Origin of the sequence: Roseovarius atlanticus (genome assembly GCF_019802205.1) — a bacterium.
Taxonomy (GTDB): domain Bacteria; phylum Pseudomonadota; class Alphaproteobacteria; order Rhodobacterales; family Rhodobacteraceae; genus Roseovarius; species Roseovarius atlanticus_A.
Genome location: NZ_JAHVHQ010000002.1, coordinates 1,091,924 through 1,108,939 on the forward strand (window position 1 = coordinate 1,091,924; position 17,016 = coordinate 1,108,939).

At 67.8% G+C, this 17,016-nt stretch carries 10 protein-coding genes; 4 read left to right on the forward strand and 6 right to left on the reverse strand.

What is annotated here, in order from left to right:
• The first annotated feature begins 11 nt into the window (after positions 1-11).
• Together KUV49_RS05480 and KUV49_RS05485 are read left to right on the forward strand one after the other, a co-directional pair.
• Positions 12-347 carry a DUF1992 domain-containing protein gene (locus KUV49_RS05480; protein WP_222451967.1) on the forward strand — a complete coding sequence of 112 codons (336 nt, stop codon included), beginning with the start codon at positions 12-14 and terminating at the stop codon, positions 345-347.
• 82 nt (positions 348-429) lie between these two features.
• Positions 430-1,605 carry an acetyl-CoA C-acyltransferase family protein gene (locus tag KUV49_RS05485; RefSeq protein WP_222451968.1) on the forward strand — a complete coding sequence of 392 codons (1,176 nt, stop codon included), beginning with the start codon at positions 430-432 and terminating at the stop codon, positions 1,603-1,605.
• A gap of 128 nt (positions 1,606-1,733) precedes the next feature.
• Here KUV49_RS05485 and pbpC read toward each other — a convergent pair whose 3' ends face one another.
• The 3 genes from pbpC to KUV49_RS05500 are packed head-to-tail and all read right to left on the reverse strand — an operon-like array spanning position 1,734 to position 9,802.
• Positions 1,734-3,782 (reverse strand): penicillin-binding protein 1C, encoded by a 2,049-nt coding sequence (gene pbpC / locus KUV49_RS05490; RefSeq protein WP_222451969.1) that lies wholly within the window; start codon positions 3,780-3,782, stop codon positions 1,734-1,736.
• On the reverse strand, positions 3,769-4,347 hold the full coding sequence (locus KUV49_RS05495; RefSeq protein ID WP_222451970.1) for a putative glycolipid-binding domain-containing protein: 579 nt from the start codon (positions 4,345-4,347) through the stop codon (positions 3,769-3,771). Before KUV49_RS05495 ends, pbpC begins: the two co-directional genes overlap by 14 nt.
• Before the next feature lie 13 nt (positions 4,348-4,360).
• Entirely contained in the window at positions 4,361-9,802 is a 5,442-nt protein-coding gene (locus tag KUV49_RS05500; protein WP_222451971.1) for an alpha-2-macroglobulin family protein, read from the reverse strand.
• A gap of 154 nt (positions 9,803-9,956) precedes the next feature.
• Between KUV49_RS05500 and KUV49_RS05505 the strand changes: the two genes are divergently transcribed.
• Entirely contained in the window at positions 9,957-12,137 is a 2,181-nt protein-coding gene (locus tag KUV49_RS05505; protein WP_222451972.1) for a response regulator, read from the forward strand.
• Between the two features lie 666 nt (positions 12,138-12,803).
• Here the strand turns inward: KUV49_RS05505 and yaaA are convergent.
• The 3 genes from yaaA to KUV49_RS05520 all read right to left on the reverse strand — a co-directional run bounded on the left by yaaA (position 12,804) and on the right by KUV49_RS05520 (position 16,211).
• Complete coding sequence (gene yaaA / locus KUV49_RS05510) at positions 12,804-13,562, reverse strand: peroxide stress protein YaaA (RefSeq protein WP_222451973.1); 759 nt, start codon at positions 13,560-13,562, stop codon at positions 12,804-12,806.
• 32 nt (positions 13,563-13,594) lie between these two features.
• Positions 13,595-15,634: a DNA helicase RecQ gene (gene recQ / locus KUV49_RS05515; RefSeq protein WP_222451974.1), complete on the reverse strand. Its 2,040-nt coding sequence runs from the start codon at positions 15,632-15,634 to the stop codon at positions 13,595-13,597.
• Between the two features lie 268 nt (positions 15,635-15,902).
• Positions 15,903-16,211 (reverse strand): YggT family protein, encoded by a 309-nt coding sequence (locus KUV49_RS05520; RefSeq protein WP_222451975.1) that lies wholly within the window; start codon positions 16,209-16,211, stop codon positions 15,903-15,905.
• A 240-nt stretch (positions 16,212-16,451) separates the two neighbouring features.
• Here KUV49_RS05520 and KUV49_RS05525 point away from each other — a divergent pair, with 240 nt between their 5' ends.
• Complete coding sequence (locus KUV49_RS05525; RefSeq protein ID WP_222451976.1) at positions 16,452-16,988, forward strand: acyl-CoA thioesterase; 537 nt, start codon at positions 16,452-16,454, stop codon at positions 16,986-16,988.
• The last annotated feature ends 28 nt before the right edge of the window (positions 16,989-17,016 follow it).

Below are 17,016 nucleotides of genomic sequence, written 5' to 3' on the forward strand. Positions count from 1 at the left end.
AGCGTTTAGCATTGGACAGATCTTTCAACGGCCTAATTGAGCGGCAAATCCGAAAGGCAATAGCCGAAGGCCAGCTGGATCGGCTGGAGGGCGCTGGCAAGCCCCTGCCGGATCGGTCGAGCATGGCGCATGTGGACATGGCCACGCAGGTGGCGTCGCGGATCATGGCCGAGGCTGGCGCCCTGCCGGAAGAGTTCAAGTTCAAGAAACTGCTGGAAGCTGCCAAGGAAACCTGGCGCGCTGCGGACACAGACGAGGAGCGGCGCGTGGCAATGGCGCTGATTGCCGATCTCGAGCAACGTTACGCCATCGCCGTGGAGGCGCGGCGCAAGTTCATGGCGCCCTGACAACCTGCCCCGACGGGACGTTTCGCTTGCAGGGTGCAGGCGCAGGCGCGATGCTGAAGCGAACACTTCGAGGGAGGCTCTCATGACGGATATCGTACTTCTGGACGGCGCGCGCACGGCCATCGGCACATTCGGCGGATCGCTGGCGGGCACGCCGCCGGGGCAGCTGGGGGCCGTGGTGACCAGGGCGGCGTTGGAGCGGTCGGGCGTGGAGCCGGGGCAGGTGGGGCACGTGGTCTTTGGCCATGTCATCAACACCGAGCCGCGCGACATGTACCTGAGCCGGGTTGCCGCGATGGAGGCGGGCATTCCCGAGACCACGCCGGCGATGAACGTGAACCGGCTGTGCGGGTCGGGCGCGCAGGCGGTGGTGTCGGTGGTGCAGTCGCTGAGCTTGGGCGATGCGGAGTTCGGCGTTGCGGGCGGGGCCGAGAACATGAGCCGCTCGCCCTTCATCGTGCCGGAGCAGCGCTGGGGCGCCAAGATGGGCGATGTTCGCACGCTGGACATGATGCTGGGGGCGCTGAACTGTCCTTTCGGCACGGGGCATATGGGGGTGACGGCCGAGAATGTCGCCGCCGAGCACGGGGTCAGCCGCGAGGACCAGGATGCCTTTGCGCTGGAAAGCCAGACACGGGCGGCAAAGGGGATCGAGGCGGGGCATTTCGCCAGCCAGATCGTGCCGGTCGAGGTACGTGTGAAGCGCGACACGGTGGCGTTCGAGACCGACGAGCATCCCAAGCCGACCACCGCCGAGGGGCTGGCCGGGCTGCGAGCGGCGTTTCAGAAAGACGGCACGGTGACCGCCGGGAATGCGAGCGGGATCAATGATGGGGCGGCGGCGCTGGTCTTTGCCCGGGCGGAGGCCGCCGAGAAGGCGGGGCTGAAACCCAAGGCGCGGGTGCTGGGCTATGCCCATGCCGGCGTGCGCCCCGAGGTGATGGGGATCGGGCCGGTGCCGGCGGTGGAGAGCCTGCTGGAGAAGACCGGGCTGAGCGCGGCGGATTTCGACGTGGTGGAATCGAACGAGGCGTTTGCGGCGCAGGCGATTGCGGTGAACCGTGGGCTGGGGCTGGACCCGGCCAGGGTGAACCCGAATGGTGGCGCGATTGCGCTGGGGCATCCGGTGGGCGCGACGGGTGCGATCCTTGTGGTGAAGGCGCTGTACGAGCTGGAGCGGATTGGCGGGAAGACCGCGCTGATCACCATGTGCATCGGTGGCGGGCAGGGGATTGCCGTGGCCATCGAGCGGATGTGAGGGTTTCGCCCGGAAACTTTGAAAGTTTCCGGGACGATTTCTTTCGAAGAAATCGGCGAAGAATTTTCGAAAATTCTTGGTGCGGAACTGCGCAGTTCCGCGGACCATTTTCTGCGTAGAAAACGGGGTCAGTCGATCCAGACGGTGACGCTGCTGGAGCGGCCCGTCGCGTCGATCACCGACAGCTTGGAATAGCCGCGCGCAAGGCCGGTCAGTTCGGTCTCGCGGCGGCGGGTGCCGGTTTTCTGCGGCGTACCGTTGGCAAGCCAGGTGAAGGGCGGCTTGCCATCGCGCAGTTTGACCGTCAGGCGGCCGTCCTGGATGGGCAGGCGAGCGCCGGCGGGGGGGAAGATCAGCTTGGGCGCATCCTCGGAGGGCTGGAACACCGCGTCGCGGCCGGCGAAGCGGCGCAGCGGTTGCGGCAGGCGGGCGGTGGGCAGGAGGAGCGCCTCTGGCGGGGGCGGTGGCAGGGCGTCGGCTTTGGGTTTCAGGCGCTGGAACGCCTCGAAGAGGACGGGCGCGGCAAGGTCGCCGCCGAAGGCGCCGGGAACGGGCGTGCCGTCGGGGCGGCCGATCCAGACGGCGGCAACGTGCCGGCCGTCGAAGCCCACGGCCCAGGCGTCGCGGTGGCCGTAGGAGGTGCCGGTCTTGTAGGCGAGGCGGCGCTTGGGTGCGCCGGGGGGTGGCGCGAGGCCCGCGAGGATGTCGGCGACGTGCCATGAGGCGGCGCGGTTGAGAACATTCGTGGGCGTATGTTCCACTGTGTCTTGTCGCCAGTGCAGAGGGCGGGTCTGACCGCCATTTGCCAGCATGGCGTAGGCGGTGGTCAGGCCTTCGAGCGTGATGCCGAGGCCGCCGAGACCCACGGCGAGGCCGGGCTGGTCGCCGGGCAGTTCGGTGGGCACGCCGGCGCGGCGCAGGGTGTCGAGCAGGTGGGCGGGGCCGATCTCGTCCAGAAGCAGGACCACGGGGATGTTGAGCGACTGGCGCAGAGCGTCGGCCACGGTCAGCTCGCCGCGGAAGGCGCCGTCGAAATTCTGCGGCGCGTAGGTGCCGAAGGCGACGGGGCGGTCGTGAATGAGCGTCTGGGGATGGGCGAGGCCGCGATCGAAGGCCATGGCATAGATGAAGGGCTTCAGCGTGGAGCCGGGTGAGCGCATGGCCTGTGTCATGTCGACGAAGCCCGCGCGGGCGTCGCCGATGCCGTAGGTGGCGGAGCCGACCGAGGCGAGTATGTCGCCGGTCTGGTGGTCGGCGATCATCATGGCGATGGAGACGTCCGGGGGGAGGTCGCGCAGGCTGTGGGTGGCGAGGCGTTCCAGCGCGGCTTGCAGGGGGGCGTCGAGCGTGAGGTCGTGGCGCAGGCGGGCGGGATCGTCGGATATCGCGCGGTCGGCCATGTGCGGCGCGAGGGAGGGGAAGGCGCGGCGGGTGTGGGGGACAGGCTCGGTCAGGGCGGCTTCGACCGCGCCTTGGGTCAGCAGGCCGTCGCGCCGGGCGCGGGCGAGGACACGGGCGCGGGCCTCGGCGGCCTGAAAGTGATGCCGGTCGGGGCGACGGGATTCGGGGGATTGCGGCAGGGCCACCAGCAGGGCGGATTCGGCTGGGGTCAGGCGGCGGGGGTCCTTACCGAACCACGCGTAGCTGGCGGCGCGGACGCCTTCGATATTGCCGCCGAAGGGTGCGCGTTCGAGGTAGATCTGAAGGATTTGGTTCTTGGTCAAGCGGCGCTCGAGGGCCAGCGCGACGCGGGCCTGGCGGAGTTTGCCGGACAGCTGCCCGGTGCCGCTGTCTTCGAGCAAGCGGGCGACCTGCATGGTCAGGGTGGAGGCGCCCGAGACGACCTCTCCGTTCCAGAGCGCCTGCGCGGTCGCGCGGAGGATGGCGCGGGGGTCGACGCCGGAATGGGTGTAGAACCGCTTGTCCTCGTAGGCGATGAGCAGGTTGAGATAGCCCGCATCCACCGCGTCTGGCGTGGCGCCGAGACGCCAGCGGCCATCCTCGACCGTGTAGACCCGCAGGAGCGTGCCGGTGCGGTCGCGGACCTCGGTGGAGAGCGGTGTCAGGAGGGGCGGCAGGTCGGTGGCGGCGATCCACTGGTCGAGCTTGTCGCGGCCAAGCCCCGCGGCGAAGAGCGCGAGGGCTAGAAGCAGAAGCAGGCGGTCACAGCGGAACATGCTGATCTTCCGCGTGCCAGAGGCCGGGATAGTCGGTGACGAAACCCGCGTCGTTGACCTCGAGCGTGGTGGTGAAGTCGGTCTGTTCGGCGCGGTAGTCGATGATACCATACGTATGCGTACGTTGATAGGTCTGATCCAGTGGCGCGAGGGCGGCGGCGGGGTAGTGCAGCCACGCGGCGCGGGTGGTCAGGGTGTCGTCCTGCTGTTTCGCAAGGCGGCGCAGGGGCATGAGGTTGGTGGCGGGGGTGAAGCTGAGGTCGATATCGGTGACATCTTCGAGGCCGGGTTGCGGTGTCTTGTTCAGCAGCCATTCCCCGTTGCGGTGGTCGGCATGCAGGCGGACCTCGCTTTCGCCATGGGTGCCGGCGATATCGGCGTCGAGGGTCCGCCAGTCCTCGGTGCAGCGCACGACGTAGTCGAGCGCGGCGAAGCCGGTATCGTCGTGGAACCGGGCGTGGCCGACCAGCAGCCAGCCGTGACCGGCGCGGGCGAGGCGGCAGGTGTCCTGCCCCTCGCAATAAAGCGCGCGCCAGGTGATCGTGGCGACGGTTTTGCCTGTCATAGTCCCTGGCCCGTCATTCCGCCGTGACCGTCAGGCGCCCGGTGGCCGAGCGGGCGCGGTATTGCGGGCGGTACATGTCCTCGACCGAGGCCGCCGGGTGGTGGTAGCTGCCCGGTGAGATCGCGCGGACGATGTAGGCAAGGCGGAAGGCATCGTCCGAGCGCCAGTCGACGGCGGCGATGAAACGGTCGGCGCGGAACTCGGAATGCTCAGTCGTGGCCGGATCGAGCCAGTCGAGCGCGTTCACGTCGCCCGAGCGCAGCAGGTTCGGGTTGTCGATTTCCAGCCCTGCCGGGAGCGGGTCGTCGATGATGAGCCGCGCCTCGCCTTTCTCGAACGGGCGGACCGTCAGCACGGTGACGAGGCGGGTGCCGGTGGTCACTGCCGACAGGTCCACGGGCGTGCCGTCCATGTCGAAATAGCTGCGTTCGATGGCATAGCCATAGCCGCCGGCCTCGGGCGGGGTCACCGGCACGCCGAGGGTCGTGAGCGTGATGTCGGTGGCGTTCGCGCCGGTGTTGGTGAGGGTCTGTGGCGTCAGGGACGTGGCGGAGATGGTGCGCACGAAGGGGCCCGAGACAGGTTCGCCGTCGAGCGAGAGGCCCGAGACGGACGGGTCGCTGAGCAGCGCGCGGGCGGCCAGCAGGGACCACGCCTGTTCCTGCGTGGACATATGCGGGCCTTCGGCGGTGATGGCGTTGGCCAGGGCGTCGGCGTTGACGGCATTGCTGCCCGCCTCGGTCGCCAGGGTCAGCACGCCGGCGCGGTCGCGCAGGCGGGTGCCGTAGTCGGCGCGCCAGACCTGCCCTTCGTCGCCGGAGGTCTGGTTGATGGTCTGCTGGGCCGCGGCGAACATGCGGTCGGCGCGGGTCTGGTCGCCATAGAAGGCGAGGGCGGCGCCGAGCTGGGCCTGGGCCAGCGGCGTGGCGAAGGCCTGTGCCTTGACGTCTGCATAGTAGCGCAGGTCGCCCATGCGGGCGGCCCCCTCGCGGGCGAGGACCATGAGCGCGTAGGCGATGTCTTCGCCGCCCTGATCGAAGTCGGGGGCGTAGTTGATGCGGTTGCGCAGGTTGTCCATCGCCATGGTGTAGGCGGTGTCTGGCACGTCGAAGCCTTCGGATTTGGCGCGGGACAGGAAGTCGGCGACATAGGCATCGAGCCAGAAATCGCCGGAACTTGCCCGCCAGAGGCCGAAGCTGCCGCCCGAGGATTGGCGGGTCAGGATGCGGGCGATGGACTGGTCGATGCGCTCCTGCGCCTCGGCCTCGGAGGCGAGGCCCATCGCGGCGGCGACCTGGTTGAAGTAAAGGAGCGGCATGGCGCGGCTGACCACCTGCTCGGTGCAGCCATAGGGGTAGCGGTCGAGCGCGGCCAGAAGGCGGGGCGCGTCGAGTTTCGCCAAGGGTCCCGCCGCGAGGATGGCGCTGGCCGTGTCGGGGCGCAGGTCGGCGAACACATCACCTCCCAGCGTGAAGCTGTCGCCCGCGCCGAGAGAGAAGCGGCGGGTGGTGGCGATGACCGGATCGTTGGCGCGGATGCCGAGCGGCATTTCCTTGGTCAGTTGCTTGCCGTCGGGCGTGGTGAGCGCGATGCGCAGGGTGGCGTCGCCCACGTCGCCCGCGGTGATGGGCAGGGAGAGCGTGGTTTTCTCCTGTTCGCCCAGTTCCAGCCCCGAGGGGATGGTGCCGCCAAGCGTGAGGCCCGTGCCGGAGACGTCGAGGCCCATGCGGCCGGTCGGGCCTTCGGTGTGCTGGATTTCCAGCAGCAGGCGGCTTTCGTCGCCGGGGGCGAGGAAGCGCGGCAGCGAGGCGGTGACGACGACCGGGTCGCGCACGATGGTCTCGTCCTCGGCCTGGCCCACGGAGGTGGGGGACCATGCGACGGCCATGAAGCGGACGGTGCCGTTGAAATCGGGCATGTCGAAGCTGGCTTGTGCCGTGCCGTCGGGGCCTATTTCGAGCGGGCCGGTGAAATAGGCGACGAGGTCCTCGGTGGGCGGCGGCTGGGTGCCCGACAGGGGGTTGCCCGCGTCGCCGCCGGAGCGGACCTGGCCCTCGGCGCCGTTCATGCCGTCGATCAGGCGGCCATAGAGGTCGCGGATTTCCACGCCGAGGCGGCGCTGGCCGAAATAGTGACCGGACGGGTCGGGCGACTGGAAGCCGGTGATGTTGAGCACGCCCACATCGACTGCGGCGAGGGTGACATAGCCGGTCTGACCCTCGGCCAGCCCGTCGACATTGACGGTGACGTCCAGCGGCCCGCGCGGGGCGGCGGTGTCGGGGGCGTCGATGGAGACGGAGAGCTGCTTGTCGCCCGGGGCGATCTTGGCGTAGCTGAGGCCGAGCGAGCGGGCCGGGTTCTGGCCCGCGCTGACATTCATCGGGCGGATGACCTGGGCGGTGACGTAAGCGCCTGCGCCCCAGTCGTCGGTGACGGAAAGGGGGATGGTGTTTTCGCCCTCGGTGACCTCGACCGCCTGGCGTTCAATGACATGGTTGGACATGACGGTGATCAGCGCGGTGCCCGCGTAGCGCGGTACGACGCGCAGTTGCGCGGTGTCGCCGGGGGTGTATTCGGGTCGGTCAAGTGACAGCTCCAGCGTGTCGGGTGTGTCGCTGGCGTCGGCGGGGGCGTACCAGCCGGCGTAGAAATCGGTGGAGGACGAGACGTAGTCGCCGCCGGTGCGTTCCACGACCAATTCGTAGTGCCCCCACTCGACGGGGGCGGAGACGGTCAGGGGATCGGCGCCTAGAGTAGCGTCGCCGGTGGCGACCTGTTCGCGGGTGGTGATCGGTTCCCAGTTCCATGAGCCGTAATCCTGGTACCATTGGTAGCGCGTGGTGACGCGGTTGACGGTCCATTTGACGTCCATGGGGACGGGCGTGAGATCGGGGGAGATGCCGATGACCTGGAAGCTTGCCTCGGAGTTTTCGGGGACGACGCCGTCGGCCATGGGCTTGATGCCGATCATGGGGCCGGCGGGGGCGAGCATGCGGGACAGCGTGCGTTCGACCGGGCGGCCGGAGCCTTCTTGCAGGGTGACGGTGATGTCGGCCTCGAACGGGCGGTCGGTGACGTCGAATTCGGGCATCTCGGCGGCCATCTGAAGCTGGCCATCGGGGCCGGTCTTGCCGCCGGGCAGGTAGGTGATGCGGGCGCCCGCCGGGTCGTCATGGCGGCCGAAGCGGAAGCCGGGGAAATCGTCGAGCGTGGAGCGGGCGGTGAGGCGCACATTGCCATCCGCGATCAGCCCCGCGCCGGGCGCGCCGAAGAGGTAGCGGGCGTCGATGGTGAGCGGGGGTGTGTCGCCGGGGCGAATGGGGCCCTCGGGCAGCGACAGGTCGAAGTCGATGCGCTCGGGCAGGAAATCCTCGACCAGCAGGGTACGGCTGACCAGCGGGTCATCCTCGGGGTCCGAGAGGATGTCGAGCGTCCAGCTGCCGGTGGGGACAGAGGCGCCGACGGGCAGGGTGAAGACATGGCCGCCCGCGTCGTCGTCGCCGGACAACTGGCGGGAATATTCCACGCCGTCGGGGCGGCGCAGGATGGCCGTCAGGGGCAGGCCGGGGATCGCCTCGGCCAGTTCGTCCCGCGCCAGGGCGGTGGCGTGGATCACCTCGCCGGGGCGATAGGCGCCGCGGTCCGTGGCGAGAAAGACGTCGATGGGCGGCGCGGGCGAGCGGCCCTCGACGCCGCGGTCCGAGAGGTCGAAGGCGGGATCGGTGAGCGACAGGAAGGCCATGTCGTCGGGGCCGGCCTTGGCGAGGATCATCGCCGGGGCGGAACCCGAGGTACCGCGCGTCAGGCCGGGGGCGAAGAGCGCGTGGCCCTGGTCGTCGGTCGTGGCGGTGCCCAGCACGCGGTTGGAGCGCGAGAGCAGCGAGAGCTCGACGCCGGATTCCGCCTGGGCATCGGCCAGCCCGCGCACGAAGACGTGCAGGCCGTCATTGCCCTTGAGCGTGGTCAGGCCCAGGTCGGTCAGCACGAACCATTGCGTGGCGCCGGGGTTGTCGTAGGGATCGGCGCCGGGGATGGTCGCGGTCAGCGCGTAGATGCCGGGGGCCTCGTTCGCCAGCACATCGCCCAACGGCAGGCGGGTGGTCATGGTCTGGTTGAGCGTGTTCTGCACCTCGCCGGTGCCGGTCCAGACTTCCTCGGCGATGTCGTTGCCGAACTCGCGTTCCTGGTACTGGCTGAGGGGGCGGCCGAAGTAATCCTCCTGCATGGTGCGCAGAAGGTTGCGGTCGGAGACGCGGCGCAGCAGCAGCTCGACTTCTTCGAGGTTCACGGTCTCGATCGGCAGGGCGGTGTCGGCGGCCTTGGGCAGGATGTAGGACCGGCCCGGAAAGCTGACGCGCGGCGAGCGGTCGCGGACGTAGAGCGTGATCTCGGTGTCGCGCTGAAGGGTTTCGCCGCTGGCGGCGGGCAGCCCCTCGCGGAAGGTGACGCGGTAGCGCTCGCCATGCTGGACGCCGGCGATGCATATCTGGTTGCCCGAGGGCTGCACCACCAGGCCGGGATCGGGCAGGCGTACGAAAGGCGTGTAATCGGTGCCGGCCTCGACCAATGGCTCGGAGAACTCTGCGCAGAGGCGCGGCTGGGCGCTGTCGCTGTCGGCGCGGTGGTCGGTGATGCGGAAACCGTACTTGGCGATGGCGGCGTCGAGCGCGGTCATCACATCATCGCGCGGCTGGATCGATTCGGCGAGGCGCAGGGTTGGCACGGTGGCCTGGCCGCGGCCCATCGTCTCCAGCGACTGGGACATGAGCAGAAGGGCGTTGATGCGCGCGGGATCGCCGGGCGCGCGCAGGTAGGCGTTGATCGCGGCCTGGAAGGCGCGTTCCGCATAGTTGCGCTTCTCGGAGTCGTTCTGCGTCGGGATGAGCAGCGACAGGCGGGCATATTCGGCCCATTGGTCGGCGGCGTCCGAGCGGGCCACGGCGGCCCCCATCCAGCGCATGGCATTCAGGTAATCCTGCTGCGCGATGCGGTCCTGCGCGGCGTTGACCATGGCGGGGACGTCCCATTGTCCGCCGGGGTGGCGGGCGCCGATGCCGGTGGCCTGGTCGCGGGCCTGGTTCAGGTCGCCGGGGTTGAGGAAATCCAGATCGGCGGTGCGGGCGGGCGCATCGGAAAGGACACGGGTGTCGGTGTCGAAGACCTCGGCGGAGACCGCGCCCTCGTAGGGCTTGGTCTCGGTCAGGGCGCTCTTGGGAAAACAGGAACTGGAGCGGGTGTTGAAGGTGTAGGCGCGGCAGGCATTGTTGGAGAAACAGAGGTTGCGGCAGGCCTCGAGCGTGGTGTCGAAGAGCGGGTCCAGATCGGAGCCGTAGAAGTCGACATCCTTGGTGACCACCTCGCGCCTGTCGGGCACGGCATCCTGGGCCAGCGCGGCGGACGCGACGAAGCTGGCGGAAAGGCTGAGGACGATGGCGGCAAGAAAGCGTTGGAGCATTATACCCTCCTTCAACGAGTGGCGGCATCGTGCCACGCCCCCCGGGGCAAGACAACGATTCCCGCGCCCGGCACGGGTCAGGGTTTAAAGACTTGTTCACCATAATCAGGGAGTTTGAGCCCCGAGAGTCACCGGCACGGGCGGAGGTTGGGGCATGAGCCTTGCCAACAAACTGGCGGAGGAACGGCGCGCCAGGCTGGCCGCCGAACGTCTGCTGGAACAGAAACAGGCCGAGTTGCAGGCCGCGAACCGCAAGCTGGGCCGGCATGCCCGTGCCCTGAGCGAGGAGATCGTCGAGACCCGCGCCGAGGTGCAGACCGTGCGGGACGAGAACGCGCGGGTGAAATCCGACCTGAACATGGCCAACGAGAAGGTCGCCATCGCCGAGCGGCGGTTGTGGCACTCGATCGAGACGATCCAGGACGGGTTCGCCTTTTTCGACGCCGACAGCCGGATGATCGCCGCCAACCATGCCTGGCTGGGCGTGTTCGAGGGGCTGGAGGACGTCAAGCCGGGCATCAGCTATGTCGAGATCCTGCAATGCGTGACCGAGGAGGGGGTCGTGGATATCGGCGACGCCGACCCCGCCGCGTGGCGCGAGAAGATGCTGGACCGCTGGCAGACGGTGGCGCCCGAGCCCGAGATCGTCCGGCTATGGAACGGGGCCTATATCAAGCTGATCGACCAGCGCGGCCCCACCGGCGACGTGGTGAGCCTGGCGCTGAACATCACCGACACGATCCGGTACGAGGAGCGCCTGAAGGAGGCCCGGCGCAAGGCCGAGATGGCGAGCCGGGCGAAATCGTCCTTCCTGGCCAACATGAGCCACGAGATCCGCACGCCGATGAACGGGGTCGTGGGCATGGCGGAGCTGCTGAAGGATACCGAGCTGGACGAGGAACAGCTGCTCTATGCCAACACGATCAAGAATTCGGGCGAGGCGCTGCTGGTGATCATCAACGACGTGCTGGATTATTCCAAGATCGAGGCGGAGAAGCTGGTTCTGCATGCCGAGCCGTTCGACATGGAGCGCTGCATTCAGGAGCTGATCATGCTGATGCAGGTGAACGCGCGGGACAAGGGGATCGAGCTGTTGGTGGATTACGACCTGTTCCTGCCGACGCGCTTTGTCGGCGATCCGGGTCGGCTGCGGCAGATCATGACGAACCTTTTGGGCAACGCGGTGAAATTCACCGAAGAGGGGCACGTGATGGTGCGGGTCGTGGGCGTCGAATGCGCGGCCCAGGGCGCGGCGCGCCTGCACGTGACGATCGAGGACAGCGGCATCGGCATTCCCGACGACAAGGTCGGGCACATCTTCGGCGAGTTCAACCAGGTCGACGGCGAAAGCAATCGCCGGTTCGAGGGGACCGGGCTGGGCCTGGCGATCTCGGAGAAGCTGGTCCGGCTTATGGGCGGCGAGATCTGGGTGGAGTCGGTCGAAGGGCAGGGATCGACCTTCGGGTTTGCCGTGGAACTGCCGCTGGCGGACCCGGATGCGGGACAGGATTTCAGCGTGCCCGACGGGTTGCGCAAGGTGGTGATCGTCGAGACCAACGCGCTGAACCGCTCGATCCTGGAGCGGTTGTTCGCGGCGCTGGGCATCGAGGTGATATGCTGCGACAGCGGCGCGGCGGCGCTGGAGACGACGGACGGGTCGGTCAGCCTGGTGATCACCGACCACGTCATGCCCCGGATGGACGGGATCGAACTGGCCGAGGCGCTGAAGGCGGCCGGACACGCGGCGCCGGTGCTGCTGCTGAGCGGGAATATCGGCAGCGTGGAACAGGACCCGGGGCGCGGCTTTGTCGACGCGGTGCTGCAAAAACCCTTCCCCCGCGCCGAGCTTTTTGCCGCCCTGACACGGCTCTCGGGTTCGCTGGCGGGGGGCGTGGCGGACCCGGACCTGCCGCAGGACCCCGGCCGGGTGATGCGGGTGCTGGCGGCGGAGGACAACAGGACCAACCGGCTGGTGTTTTCCAGGATGGTCAAGGCGCTGGATATCGACTTGAAATTCGCGGTGAACGGCGAAGAGGCGGTGGCATTCTACCGATCCTTCCGGCCCGATATCGTGTTCATGGACATCTCGATGCCCGGGATGGACGGCAAGGACGCGACCCGCGCACTCCGGGCGCTCGAGGCGGAAAGCGGCGGGCATGTGCCGATCGTGGCGATGACGGCGCACGCGATGGATGGCGACGAGGACGAGATCCTGTCGGCGGGGATCGACCACTACCTGTCGAAGCCGCTGTCGAAACAGGCGTTGATCGACCACGTTGTGGCGGCCTGCCCCGAGGGGGTGCGTGCGCCCGAGGAAGGGCAGAGCGCGGCGTGAGCGATAGTCTCGAGCGCCATCGACGGGCCGCGGCGCGGCGATCCGACGGGGGGGTCGGCAGCGCTTTACCCAGGCCAGATCCGAAACAGGATCGAGCGATGCGCCAAGCTTCACCAAATCGCCGGGCCGTGGGGGCGGCCCGTCGATGGCGCGGGGCCTGCGGCCTGACCCCGCACCGGGGCTGTGGATCGACCCCGCAAAGCGCACGTCCGAGGCGAAGCACCCCGCGCGGATCAAGGGCGAAGCCCGCCGCGCATCGCCGGGCCGTCCCCCGGCACGGCGATTGGGTGGGTGAAGTGCCACGCTCTCGGGTCGGATGTGCTTGGCCAGCATAAAGTACCCATCACCATCGTCGGTTCGCCGCACCACGGCCCGTCGATGCGCGTCTCATCGCAGTCAAGACACTGGTATCGCGCACCCAGCCGGTTAACAGCCGCGAAGCGGCCCGGCCATCGTCAGCCCCTACCACGGGCTGGCGATTTGGCTGAGGCTGGGCGCAATGATCCTTCCGAGGATGTATTCGGCAGGCATAAAGTGCTTCTTAGTTGCCGTTGGATCGCCACCCCTTGGGCTGACGCTCGCCTCCGTTGTGACCGGCGGCTTCGTACCACAAAGCGGATATTGGCCCCTTGCCAATAACAGAGGCTTTGCCCTGCGCGGAACGCCCTACTGCTCGCCGCGGATGAACGCCGGTTCGTCCTCGGTGGAGCGATCCGCGTCATAGCGATAGCCGCCGCTGTCGAAATCCTTGAGGCTGTCGGGATCGGTCAGGCGGTTCTGGACGATGAAACGGGCCATGGCGCCGCGGGCCTTCTTGGCGAAGAAGCTGATGACCTTGGCCTCGCCATTCTTGGTGTCGAGGAAGGTGGGGGTGATGACCCTGAGCTTGAGCGCGTCGCGGTCCACGGCGCCGAAATACTCCTGGCTGGCGCAGTTGACGAGGGTCTTGCTTCCGGTCTCTTTCGCCTGCCGGTTCAGCGCCTTGGACAGCCGGTCGCCCCAGTAATCGTAGAGCGATTTGCCCTTTTCGGTCTTCAGGCGGCTGCCCATTTCCAGGCGGTAGGGCTCGATATTGTCCAGGGGGCGCAAGAGGCCGTAGAGGCCCGAGAGGATGCGCAGGTGGTCCTGTGCCCAGTCAAGCTCGTCGGTGTCGAGCGAGCCGGCCTCGAGCCCCTGGTAGGTGTCGCCGGCGAAGGCGAGCGCGGCGGGTTTCTTTTCCTGCTTGCCGAAGTCGCGGAAGCGGTCGGCGTTGAGTTTCGCCAGGTCGTCGGAGATGCCCATCAGCTTTTTCAGGTCGGCCTGGCTGAGGTCGCGGGCCACGTCGGCCAGGGCGTGGGCGTCCTTGGCGAAGGCGGGGCCGGTGGGGTGGATTCCCTCGGCCGGGGACATGTCCATTTTCTTGGCAGGCGAGACGACGACGAGCATATGTGACCCTTGGATTTTTTACTTCGTGGGACTTAGTCCGCGGTATGCAGAACGTCCAGAAAGGCCGGGCCGAAACGCTCGGTCCTTTTGTCGCCCAGCAGGCGTTCGAGATCGCCGAGGTCGCGGGGTTTCGACGCGGCGACACGAGCCAGCAGGCTGGCGGAACAGGAAAGCGGCTTGTCGATGCCGTCCTCGCCGCGTTGGAGGTTGGCCTGAACTTCCAGCAGGCGGTCGTAGACCGTGCCGGTGTCGCGGCCCGCCAGCTTGCGGCGGGTGGGGTGCATCACCTCGGCCTCGCCGTTGATGACCTCGAGGAAGGCGCGCCCGTATTGTTCGAGCTTCTTGGAGCCGACGCCCGAGATGCGGGCCATGTCGTCGAGCGTGCGGGGCCGGGTTTCGGCCATCTCGATCAGGGTGCGATCGTTGAAGACGATGTAGGCGGGCATCCTGGCGGCCTCGGCCAGCGCGCGGCGCTTCGCCTTGAGGGCCGAAAGGAGCGGCGCGTCCTCCTCGGCCACCAGCGTCTTGGCGGCGGGACGGCGGGACTTGGGCGCGAGGGTGTCGCGGCGCAGGGTAATCTGGTCCTCGCCCTTGAGGATGGGAATGGCCCGTTCCGTCATGCGCAGGGCGCCGTGGCGTTCAGGGTCGGGGCGGATCAGGTCGCAACCCATCATTTGGCGGAAGATGCCCTGCCAGGTGCGGCGGTCGGTGTCGCGGCCCACACCGAAGGTGGGCAGGCCATCGTGGCCGCGGGCGCGGATCTTGTCGGTCTCGTTGCCGGTCAGGATGTCGATCAGGTGGCCCGCGCCGAAGAATTCTTCGGTGCGCAGGATGGCCGAGAGCGCCTTGCGCACGTCCTGGGTGCCGTCGAAGGTTTCGGGCGGCGTGGTGCAGGTGTCGCAATTGCCGCAGGGCGCAGGGTCTTCGCCGAAATAGCGCAGCAGGGCCTGTCGCCGGCAGGCGTGGGTTTCGGCCAGGCCAAGGAGCGCGTTGAGGCGGGCGTGATCGGCGGCGCGGCGTTCGGGCGGGGCGAGGCCCTCGTCGATCTGGCTGCGGCGCAGGCGGATGTCGTCGGGGCCGAACAGGGTGAGCGTGTCGGCGGGTGCCCCGTCCCGGCCCGCGCGGCCGATTTCCTGGTAGTAGCTTTCGATGGATTTGGGCAGGTCGGCATGGGCGACCCAGCGGATGTCGGGCTTGTCCACGCCCATGCCGAAGGCGATGGTGGCGACCACCACCAGCCCATCCTCGGTGCTGAAGCGATGTTCCACATGGCGGCGGTCGTCCGGGTCCATGCCGCCGTGGTAGTGGCAGGCGGAATGGCCGTCCTCGCGCAGGGCTTTCGCCAGCGTTTCGGTCTTGGCGCGGGTGCCGCAGTAGACGATGCCGGACTGGCCCTTGCGGGCGGCGGCGAAGCTGAGGATCTGTTGCCGGGGGCTGTCCTTGGCCGAGAAGGCCAGCGTGATGTTGGGCCGGTCGAAACCGCGCAGGAAGGTTTCGGGCTGCTGGCCCTCGAACAGTTTCTCGACGATTTCGGCCCGGGTTTCGGCATCCGCCGTGGCGGTGAAGGCGGCGAGCGGCACGTCGAGGGCGCGGCGCAACTCGCCGATCCGCAGGTAGTCGGGGCGGAAGTCGTGGCCCCATTGGCTGACGCAATGCGCCTCGTCCACGGCGATGAGGCTGACGTCGATGCGGCGCAGCATGCCCATGGCGGAGCCGGCGGCGAGGCGTTCGGGCGCGATGTAGAGCAGTTTCAGGCGGTCTGCGTCGAGCGCGTCCCAGACGGCCTGGGTTTCTTCCTCGGTATTGCCGGAGGTGAGCGCGCCGGCCTCGACCCCCGCCGCCCTGAGCGCGCGGACCTGGTCGCGCATGAGCGCGATGAGGGGGGAGATGACGACGGTGACGCCGTCGCGCAGCAGCGCGGGCAGCTGGTAGCAAAGGGATTTGCCGCCGCCGGTGGGCATGATGGCAAGGGTGTTGGACCCTTCGGCGACGGTCTGGACGATTTCCTCCTGGCCGGGGCGGAAGGCGGAGAATCCGAAGACGTCTTGCAGCAGCGTGGCAGCGCTTTGCATGGGAAACCTGTAAGATTTTAGTTTTCTGCTCTTACGGGTGACAGTCCCACACTAAGGAATCGTAAACAAGTCCCGGATTGGGGTCGGACGGCCGATGTCGGCGGCGCGGAGTCAAGGCCGCAGGCCGCCGCGCCATCGCGGCCCCCCTCCCTGGGGGCGGCGATTTGGCAAGTCCTGGCGCGACGCCTGAGGGTTTTCGGATTTGGCAGAGATAAAGTGCTGCCATACATAAGACGGATCGCCACCCCGGGGGGCCGCGACGGCGCGGCTATCCGCAGTAGCCCAGGGGGCGTCCGTTGCACAGCAGTTCCGGCAGGATGAAGTCGCGCAGAGAGATGAGTGCGACGAAAGCCACCAGCGGTGCGAGGTCGAGGGGCCGGGTGTCGGGCAGGATGCGGCGGATGGGTTGGTAGATCGGCTCGAGCAGGCGGTTGAGGCCGTACCAGACCTGGGCCACGAACTGTTGGCTGAGGTTCAGGACCTGGAAGTTGATCAGCCAGCTCATGATGATGTGGATGATCATGATGAAGAACACCACGTCCAGAATGAGCCCGATGGGACCTGCGATTGCCTGCATCTAGAAAACCTCTTGTTTGCTACGCGGAATAAAGCGTCCTGCCGTTAACCTGAGATATCAGATAAAGGCAGGGCGCGCGCAACACTCAATCGTCGCGCCGCGCACGACCAATAGCTGCGATGCAGGTTTTTGGCCGTACGCTTTAGGTAAGCGTCATGGCGGTATTCCGCAAGCTTTACGCGAGGTTGTGGTTGACGTGAACGTGAGTTGCGTCAACACCTCGGACAAAAGGAGCGCCCGATGTACCCCCTCGTCCGCATGTTCTGGCAGCTTTTCAAGCACCGCAACGCGCCGCCGCTGGCGCCAACCGACACGCATGTGTCGCGGCATGTCTGCCTGCCGTGGGACATCGACCTGTGGATGGAGCTGAACAACGGGCGCACGCTGACGCTCTACGATCTTGGGCGCATTCCGTTGGCGATGCGGGCGGGGCTGGTGAAGGTACTGAAAGAGAACCGCTGGGGGCTGACCATGGCCGGGGCGAGCGTGCGGTACCGCCGCCGGATCCGGATGTTCGAGACGGTCGAGATGCGGTCGCGCGCGGTGTGGTGGGACGCGCGGTTCATCTACCTGGAACAGTCGATGTGGAAGACGGACGGCGAATGCGCGAACCACATCGTCTATCGCTCGGCCGTGACCGGAAAGAACGGCATCGTGCCGCCCGACGAGGTGATGGCGGCGCTGGGCCAACCCGTGGAGCGGCCCGCCGCGCCCGAATGGGTGACCGCCTGGATCGAGGCGGACGCAAAGCGGCCCTGGCCGCCGATGCGGGACTGACGCGGAAAGCCGAAGGAAGGGCTTGCCA

Bases quoted from the DNA above. Each gene is read 5' to 3' on its own strand.
- KUV49_RS05485 (WP_222451968.1), top strand. From the start codon at position 430: ATGACGGATATCGTACTTCTGGACGGCGCGCGCACGGCCATCGGCACA.
- pbpC (WP_222451969.1), bottom strand. From the start codon at position 3,782: ATGTTCCGCTGTGACCGCCTGCTTCTGCTTCTAGCCCTCGCGCTCTTC.
- KUV49_RS05495 (WP_222451970.1), bottom strand. From the start codon at position 4,347: ATGACAGGCAAAACCGTCGCCACGATCACCTGGCGCGCGCTTTATTGC.
- KUV49_RS05500 (WP_222451971.1), bottom strand. From the start codon at position 9,802: ATGCTCCAACGCTTTCTTGCCGCCATCGTCCTCAGCCTTTCCGCCAGC.
- KUV49_RS05505 (WP_222451972.1), top strand. From the start codon at position 9,957: ATGAGCCTTGCCAACAAACTGGCGGAGGAACGGCGCGCCAGGCTGGCC.
- yaaA (WP_222451973.1), bottom strand. From the start codon at position 13,562: ATGCTCGTCGTCGTCTCGCCTGCCAAGAAAATGGACATGTCCCCGGCC.
- recQ (WP_222451974.1), bottom strand. From the start codon at position 15,634: ATGCAAAGCGCTGCCACGCTGCTGCAAGACGTCTTCGGATTCTCCGCC.
- KUV49_RS05520 (WP_222451975.1), bottom strand. From the start codon at position 16,211: ATGCAGGCAATCGCAGGTCCCATCGGGCTCATTCTGGACGTGGTGTTC.
- KUV49_RS05525 (WP_222451976.1), top strand. From the start codon at position 16,452: ATGTACCCCCTCGTCCGCATGTTCTGGCAGCTTTTCAAGCACCGCAAC.